The sequence below is a fragment of the Serratia nevei genome (genome assembly GCF_024160145.1).
GTDB classification, from domain to species: Bacteria; Pseudomonadota; Gammaproteobacteria; order Enterobacterales; family Enterobacteriaceae; genus Serratia; species Serratia nevei_A.
This window is the reverse complement of record NZ_JAMYWQ010000070.1, coordinates 1-8,090: the sequence shown is the minus strand read 5'-3', so window position 1 is coordinate 8,090 and position 8,090 is coordinate 1. Positions and strand designations below refer to the sequence as shown.

9 protein-coding genes are annotated in these 8,090 nt (G+C 48.7%); 6 read left to right on the top strand and 3 right to left on the bottom strand.

The annotated features are described in order from the left end of the window. Positions 1 to 356: 356 nt before the first annotated feature. Positions 357 to 1,106, top strand: a complete 750-nt coding sequence (locus tag M6G53_RS24545; RefSeq protein WP_253335122.1) for an NAD-dependent epimerase/dehydratase family protein — start codon at positions 357 to 359, stop codon at positions 1,104 to 1,106. 51 nt (positions 1,107 to 1,157) lie between these two features. Here the strand turns inward: M6G53_RS24545 and M6G53_RS24540 are convergent, their stop codons facing one another. The 3 genes from M6G53_RS24540 to M6G53_RS24530 form a co-directional block, all read right to left on the bottom strand. Next, positions 1,158 to 1,394 (bottom strand): DUF4282 domain-containing protein, encoded by a 237-nt coding sequence (locus tag M6G53_RS24540; RefSeq protein ID WP_019452598.1) that lies wholly within the window; start codon positions 1,392 to 1,394, stop codon positions 1,158 to 1,160. 193 nt (positions 1,395 to 1,587) lie between these two features. Beyond that, positions 1,588 to 2,754 carry an MFS transporter gene (locus M6G53_RS24535; RefSeq protein ID WP_253335120.1) on the bottom strand — a complete coding sequence of 389 codons (1,167 nt, stop codon included), beginning with the start codon at positions 2,752 to 2,754 and terminating at the stop codon, positions 1,588 to 1,590. A gap of 175 nt (positions 2,755 to 2,929) precedes the next feature. Next, on the bottom strand, positions 2,930 to 3,442 hold the full coding sequence (locus M6G53_RS24530) for an Mpo1 family 2-hydroxy fatty acid dioxygenase (RefSeq protein ID WP_253335118.1): 513 nt from the start codon (positions 3,440 to 3,442) through the stop codon (positions 2,930 to 2,932). 598 nt (positions 3,443 to 4,040) lie between these two features. Here M6G53_RS24530 and gntA point away from each other — a divergent pair. From gntA to M6G53_RS24505, 5 genes are read left to right on the top strand one after another with little or no spacing between them, the layout of a single operon-like run. Beyond that, positions 4,041 to 4,727, top strand: coding sequence for a guanitoxin biosynthesis heme-dependent pre-guanitoxin N-hydroxylase GntA (gene gntA, locus M6G53_RS24525; RefSeq protein ID WP_253335116.1), 687 nt, complete (start codon positions 4,041 to 4,043; stop codon positions 4,725 to 4,727). Between the two features lie 12 nt (positions 4,728 to 4,739). Further along, positions 4,740 to 5,495: an SDR family NAD(P)-dependent oxidoreductase gene (locus M6G53_RS24520; RefSeq protein ID WP_253335114.1), complete on the top strand. Its 756-nt coding sequence runs from the start codon at positions 4,740 to 4,742 to the stop codon at positions 5,493 to 5,495. Then, positions 5,492 to 6,523 (top strand): hypothetical protein, encoded by a 1,032-nt coding sequence (locus M6G53_RS24515; RefSeq protein ID WP_253335112.1) that lies wholly within the window; start codon positions 5,492 to 5,494, stop codon positions 6,521 to 6,523. The genes M6G53_RS24520 and M6G53_RS24515 overlap by 4 nt, the downstream gene beginning before the upstream one ends. A gap of 35 nt (positions 6,524 to 6,558) precedes the next feature. After that, the gene (locus tag M6G53_RS24510; RefSeq protein WP_253335110.1) at positions 6,559 to 7,233 is read left to right on the top strand and encodes a 2Fe-2S iron-sulfur cluster-binding protein; all 675 of its coding nucleotides are present in this window, start codon (positions 6,559 to 6,561) and stop codon (positions 7,231 to 7,233) included. Positions 7,234 to 7,235: 2 nt separating this feature from the next. After that, on the top strand, positions 7,236 to 7,874 hold the full coding sequence (locus M6G53_RS24505; protein WP_253335108.1) for a LysE family translocator: 639 nt from the start codon (positions 7,236 to 7,238) through the stop codon (positions 7,872 to 7,874). Positions 7,875 to 8,090: the final 216 nt, after the last annotated feature.

Sequence of the window (8,090 nt, the reverse complement as noted above, 5' to 3'; positions counted from 1 at the left end):
GACAGTAAACGCACGGGTCGAGTGGGATGGGAGAGATTATGGGAAGGATGGTTCAAACTGCAAACCATCCTTGAGGGTTATCTGCTGGCCAAGTCTCTCGAGCAAGAGATCTGATCAAGAGACAGGCTACCACCCCCCATTCTTTAGCCATAATCCGCACCCTATAAGGCAAATATATCGCCAAACCTGATTGAATATCGTTAACACTCCACGATATTCACCTGCGAAAAAATCACCGTACGCCATTGATAATGGCAAAAAAAACATCAGAATGACTAATTAAAACAACTGGACAAAAGTCACGTGGGCGATTATTACTGGTCAACGCGTAATCGATTGTAGGGATGACAGCGACCATGACGTTGCGGACTGAGTTGGGACGGGTTCTGATCACCGGCGCCGGCGGCCGGGTAGCCACGGCATTTCGTCTGGCGATCGGCAACCGCTACGCGTTGCGCCTGGCAGAACGCGACATCAACCTGCTGAACGATCTGCAACCCGGCGATGAGGTCATCAGCTTCAACATCGCCGATCTCGACGCCTGCCGCGCGGCCTGCGCCAATATCGACACCGTATTGCATCTGGCCGCCGATCCCTCCCCCGACGCCGACTTTTGCGGCTCGTTGATGGACAACAACATTCTCGGCACCTTCAATATCTTCCGCGCAGCGAAAGACGCCGGCTGCCGCCGGGTGGTGTTCGCCAGCAGCGCGCAGGCGGTGGAAGGCTATCCGCTCGATTACCAGATCCGCCCGGATGACGCACCGAAACCGAAAAACCTGTACGGTGCCAGCAAGGCGTTCGGCGAAGTCATCGCCGCCTACTTCGCCCATCAGGAAGGGCTTTCCGCCCTGTCGGTGCGCATCGCCAACTTCACCAGCCTAAGCCCGGGGGATCGGCTCAGCGCCCGCGACATGAGCGCGTTTCTCAGCCATCGCGACGCCGCCGATCTGCTGGAGCGCTGCATTCGCATCGAAGGGGTGCAATATGCGGTGGTGCATGGGGTTTCCAATAACCGCTACAAACGGTTATCGCTGGAAGAGACCAGCCGCCTGCTCGGTTACTACCCGCAGGACGATGCGTTCAGCCTGCTCGGCTTCGACTAGCCAGGAGCGGAGAGAAAAACAACGCCGGGCAAGCCCGGCGTCTTGAGGCAATTACGGTTTTTCAGCGATCTTGCGCAGATATTCGTTATTTTTAAACGCAATGATGATCATTTCGAACGCCACGCGCACGAACACGCCGCCGACGATGATGCCGAACAGGCCACGGAAGAACTCGCCGTAGAACATCATGCCGATGCCGCTGATCAACACGCCCAACAGCGCCAGCCAGTAAACGGCAGTGATGATTTTTGGCGTCAGCATCGCGTCGAAGAAGAAGATATTTCTCATGTGGATCTTTCCTTAGGCAGGTCTTTCATTATCCCAGAGGTGCCGTGCAAACGGCCACCATGCATATACATGGGTAATGATAGCGGCTAAGAGTTGATGCCGAACAGATAAATGGGGGGCGGGAGTGGATAAGCATTTATGTTTTATGCGGCTAACGGCGTGCGGCGGATAAAAAACCGCCGCACGCCGTCGCTTAGCCGTTGGCGTAAACGACTTTTGCCGCGGTGCGGCCGGTGAGTAACACCAACAGCAGCGCCAACCCGGCGATAATCGCCCCCATTACCGGCACGAAGCTGTAGCCCAAACCGGCGGAGACCACCGCGCCACCGGCGGCGGCGCCCAGCGCGTTGCCCAGGTTGAAAGCGCCGATGTTGACCGAAGACGACAGCCCCGGTGCTTCGCTGGCCACGCGCATCACGCGCATCTGCAGCGGCGGCACCACGGCAAAGGTCGCCGCGCCCCAAATCACCATGCTCACCGCGGCGCCGATCTCGTTGCGCGCCAGCAACGGGATCAGCAGCATGATGGCCACCAACAGCAGCAGGAAGCCCTTCAGCGTCGCGCTCTCGGAACGGTCGGCGAACTTGCCGCCGAGGTAATTGCCGATCGAGAAACCGACGCCGATCAGCACCAGCATCACCGTCACGAACAGCGGCGTCGCCTCGGTGATGTGCTGCAATACCGGCGAAATGTAGGTATAGAGCGTGAACATCGCGCCCGCCCCCAGCACGGTGGTCAGCAGCGCGGTCAGCACCTGCGGGCGCACCAGCACCGACAGCTCGCGTTTCACGTCAGGGCGCGCGCCGGCGCTGCCTTTCGGCAACGAGAACCACAGCCCCAGCATGGCGATCACGCCCAGCCCGGCCGTCGCCAGGAACGACATGCGCCAGCCGATGGTTTCACCCAGCCAGGTCGCGGCGGGCACCCCGCCGATATTGGCGATGGTCAGCCCCATAAACATGGTCGCCACGGCGCTGGCCTGTTTCTCTTTCGGCACCACGCTGGCGGCCACCACCGATCCGAGGCCAAAGAAGGCGCCGTGGTTCAGGCTGGTGATGATGCGCGACAGCATCAGGGTGGTGTAATCCGGCGCGATGGCCGACAGCACGTTGCCCAGGGTAAAGATCGCCATCAGGAAAATCAGCGCGCTTCTGCGCGCCCGGTGCGACAGCAGCAGCGTCATCAGCGGCGCGCCGACCATCACGCCGACGGCGTAGGCGCTGATCAACATGCCGGCCATCGGAATGGAGACGTCCACCCCTTTGGCGATGGTCGGCAGCAAACCCATGGGAGAGAATTCGGTGGTGCCGATGCCGAACGCCCCCACCGCCAGCGCTAACAAGGGATAATTCACTTTCATGCAACAACTCCGGTTTACCGCTGCCGAAGCGCGGGAACAGTTAAGATGCCGAAAGTATGACATTGATCACAACAAAGATAAGCAGGCGGGAGGCTAAAAGACTTTTGCAAATTTGTTAAAAGTGCAGCGGGAGGGGTTAATATCGGCGTCCATCACCGTAGGAATCAAGCCCACCTCATGCCCTCCCATTGCGCACTTTGCCCGCGCGCATTTCGATGTTCCGTTGCAGTTCGCGCAGCCCGCCGGCCAGGAAGCAGGCTTCCGCCAGCACGAACAGCGGGCCGATGATAAGGCCCGTCACATCGTCCATAAACGCCGGTTTTCGCCCCTCCCAGAAGTGCCCGACAAACTGAAACAGCCAGCCGATGACGAAGCCGCCGATGCCGATACTCAGCCACGCCGCCGTCGACAGCGACGCCACCCAGGCGCCGAACCCGAGGCACAGCAGCAGCAACGCCAGCATCATGATGCCAAGGCGCAGGTTCAGCCGCAGGTAATAGAGCGCCGCGACAATAACCACCGCGCAGGCCGGCGAAAACGGCAACCCTCCCGCGCCCCACGCCGGCCGGGAGAGCAGCGCCAGCAGGCTGACGACGATCAGCGGGATGCCGATAAAATGCGTGGCGATATTGCGCGCATCGCGGTGATAGGCGGCATAAGCGGCAAGTTGATCTTCCAGACTTCGCATATTGACCTCCGAATGGCCCGCGCACGGCCGAGCTGGCTCATTGCATTAAAGATAGCCGTATCGTTCAGCATAGGAAAATGGTCAGGGAGATCACAGGAGTCGCATTTGATGGCAACTTCAGTTGAATTTACTCAGTTTTATCAATTTCGATTTTGAACCATGCCCCCTATTATGCCCCCAAATGATTTTGCCTGGGGGACAAGGTGCGGCAGAACTTGAGCATAATATGGCATTAAAGATAGTTCGTTCATGCTGTGTACCATTCCATAATGGAGCACGCAAGGTCTACCCGTAGCTTTCCCCTCCGCACTCAACATCATCTAAAGGCAGTGCCAATCATCACACTTTATATGGCATAAATATTCAATTTTATTATATATAAAAATTATTTAGCTAATAATTTTTCAATGAAAATAATATTATCACTCAAAAAAAACACTATAAAAAACTTCATTATTTTATAACATCATGAAATTAATGAACATGAAGCGAAAAGCATTCTTGATGTCAAAATATTTACATAAATATCTGTTGACACACCCATGTTGTGGAAATTAATTTTATGCACATATTATGAAAACTTATGCGAGACTGGGTTATGTCTAGGGATGATATTTCAGTTACAAATAGTCCAGAAATTTTTGAAAAATTCATGGCTTTTGTTGAATCCGACTCATTTAGTTGCATAGCTGCGAAAACCGCGTCTTACCTGAAAACATTGCTTCATCGTGATTGTTGCTTCGACAACAAAGTGACCCTTGAAGATGCATATGGCTTTCTACAACAATTCGCCGGTATTCGTGAAACTCTGAGTAAAACTAACGCCACTTTTGTTCTAACCTTCAGCGATCAGGGCATACAGTCCGAAGCTGAATTTGAAGACTTTGTCTGGACAACCCTCACTCGCTTACATGAACTTGATATTCAGGCTGGATATGAATGGAGTAAGGAGTCCTCCGCTGATCCATACTCTCCAGATTTTGGCTTTTCTCTGATAGGGGAACCTTTCTTTATCGTGGGGTTACATCCTTCTTCCTCCAGGATCAGCCGGCAAGCCCCCTTTCCAGCCCTCGTGTTCAACGCCCATCGCCAATTCAGATACCTTAAGGCTGACGGCGCATTCCAGAAAATGCAGAAGGAAATACGACGGCGAGAGATGAAAATTCAAGGGATACTAAATCCAAATTTAAGTGACTTTGGTGAACAAAGCGAAGCTAGGCAGTATGCGGGGAATGCGAATCAGCAAGTTTGGACCTGTCCTTTTAGCAAGAAAATTAACCTATAAAAAGAGACTTAAATGGAAACGATAATTGTCACTGGAGCATCCTCAGGCTTCGGAGAAGCCATTGCTCGTCGCTTTCTTGCCGAAGGATATAATGTCATTGCAATAGCGAGGCGTAAGGAAAAGCTGATGGAGTTATCAATGGATTTTCCTAGAAAAGTTCACGCACTAGCAATGGATATCACCGATAAATATTCAGTTGATGAATGTCTTGATAACATACCAAAAGATTTCGGAAACATTATAGCACTAATAAACAATGCAGGATTATCATTGGGATTTGGCCCAGCCCAGGATAATGATATCAGTGACTGGGAGACTATGGTTAACACAAATATATTGGCCCTTTTACATATCACCAGACGTATGCTGGAGATTTTCAAGATAAAAAACCAAGGTCATATTATCAATATCGGTTCAGTAGCCGCTTATTATCCTTACATCGGGAGCAATGTATACGGTGCAACTAAGTCGTTTGTTCATAATTTCACACTCAACCTAAAAACCGATCTAGAAGGTACTAACATCAGGGCATCCTGCATTGCCCCGGGCTTATCTAAAACTGAATTTGCCATAGTTCGATTCAAAGGAAATGTGGAAAAAGCGGATTCACTGTATGAAAAAAAAACCTATCTCACCGCAGATAATATTGCTGAAACAGTTTTCTGGACATTCTCATTACCAGCCAATGTAAACATCAACGTTCTGGAAGTCATGCCGACAGGTCAGTCTTTCGCTTTGGGTTTCACTAAAAAACAGGATGAAAAATGAATATCATTAACAGTTACAGCGATTGGGGTAGGTTAGAAGAAATCATTCTAGGCAGTCCTAAAAATCTCACCCTCCCAGATTTAGATATTTCCTCCAGAAATTTCTTTGATCTTCAGGAGGATTTTGTTCAGCAAAAAAACCCAACACCAATTATCGAACGTGTAAAAAGTGAAATGGAAGAAGATTTTCAGGAGTTGACGTCCATTTTGGAAGGTTATGGGGTAAAAGTAAGACGACCTGAAGCTATCAACCTGGATGTTGTCTGCCAGACTCCGCATTGGGCATCTCAACAATCCCATGCTCTAATGCCTCGAGATTGCATGCTGGTACTTGGCGATACATTGATCGAAGTGCCTATGCCGTCACGGAATCGATACTTCGAGAGCCAGTCTTTCCGCAATATCACTCGGGAGTATTTTTCAAAAGGTGAAAAATGGCTCTCAGCCCCAAAACCAATTTTAACTGATGATACTTATCTTTGGGACGGTGCAACGCCTTACCTGGCGGAGAATGATCCCCTGTTCGATGCAGCCAACATAATGCGTTGCGGAAAAGATATTTTCTATAACATCAGCAATAGTGGAAATCGTGCCGGATTTGAGTGGCTGGAAAGAACCTTTGGCGAGAAATTTAACTTCCATCAAATGTCAATTTGCAGTGATCATGTTGGAACAACTATGCAATTACTACGCCCTGGATTAGCATTAATTAATGCAGGGAGAATGACCCCAGCAGATATCCCGGCCAAATTTAAAAACTGGGAACTCGTTTTCTTTAATGATCCCGAAGATATCGGTTATTCTTTTGACTGGGCTAGAGCGTCCGTTTGGATCGCAATGAACGTTCTTTCTATAGATGAAAAGACGATTATTGTAGAGAGGAATCAGCATAAGTTAGCTGAGATTCTTGAGCGCTGTGGGTTAGAGGTAATACCCGCATCATTCCGTCATGGCAGGACTGTGGGAGGTGGTTTCCATTGTTGCTCACTGGATATTCGTCGGCAGGGAAGTGCTGAAAGTTATTTCTAAATAATGATTTCATGCTCCCGGAGGAGTAGAATTTAATGAGTAATAGAACACTGCTCATCAAGGGAGCGATTCGACATAATGACGATGTTGCAGAAGTATTGACACTGAAAGTTTCAAGATATGATCCTTATGGATATAATGAGGAATGCTCCATATTTGAAATTAACTTCCATGATGATAAAGAAATCAAAATCCTGTCTTTAGAGTTTGTCAATCTTTATGAGACATGTTATCTCAGAGATATAAATTATATCAAAAAAAATTGGAGTGATAATGGGCTTCTGATGGCCATATCAGTGTCATTCTATTTGACCAAGTTTGATAGATTCATTATTATTGGCAACTACCTTTTCGAAAATATTACGCGTATCTTCAGTAAGAATAGTATTTACCCCGAGATTGTGCTGAAAGAGTCCGAACACAATAAAAATAGATCATACCATATCAACTACTTACCACGAAAGATTATAGTCAAGCATAATGAAGACGTTTTCGGAATTATCCCTGAGGATACTATCCTAGATTCAGCTCTGGAGAATAATATTGAACTGAAGCATATGTGCAAAGCTGGTATTTGCATGAAATGCAGAAAAAAAATTCAGTCAGGAGCCTGCATGACTATTTCTTCAAATGGAGAAAATAATATGGTTAAGTCTCAACACGTACTGACCTGCAACTATAAAGCATTAACATCACTTGTGATAGGATAATTATGGAACATACTAGTATTCTCGCATTCGCATTAGCCGCACTTTTACTTAATTTAAGTCCAGGTCCCTCGTTGCTGTTTGTCAGTGCCAGAGGTATCAGCGAAGGAAAGGCTGCAGGGGCTGTATCTGCTCTGGGGCTTGCTTCTGGAAGTTCAATCCATGCGATTCTAGCAGGACTAGGGGTGACCGCTATCGTTGCTCAGAACGCACATGTGGCAAATGCTGTCGCACTAATTGGTGGCGTCTATATTTTATATCTTGGCTGGGATGCATTAAAGGAGGCAAGGAATACTGGAGGACCTCAATCTCTTAGTGTGGATAGGAAAAGGAATAAATTGTCAAAATTGTACTTTCAGGCTGTTTCAGTCGAGTTCTTGAATCCAAAAACTATTCTTTTCTATCTTTCTATCCTACCAGGATTAATCCTATCGGGTGGATATACTCCTCTAGAAGCTTTACTGATCTCCCTAATTGTTCCAGCAACAGCTTTGCCTATCGATTTGACAGCTGGATTGACGGGAGGAATGCTAGCAAAAATGTCACAAAAAAACCAACGTGTGACTGTAATTCTAAATTATATATCTGGAGCAGCACTGCTGCTTATCGGTATTCTGTTGCTGTATAAGAACTTTATGGGGTGATGATATGTATTTCTCTATAAGTGACGAGGCCTCAATGGCTGGAGTTACGCATGCGTTATTTCTTGTTATACGAGGAGTCACCTGCTCTCTGTCAATACCGATCGAATTGTGACCCACCCTGCCAAAGTAAAACGGACCCACCCCTGATCGTGGTTACTCAGAAACTTCGGCTTGCGCCTGTTTCTTAAGTTGGCCACTTTTTAATTTGTCCTTCAG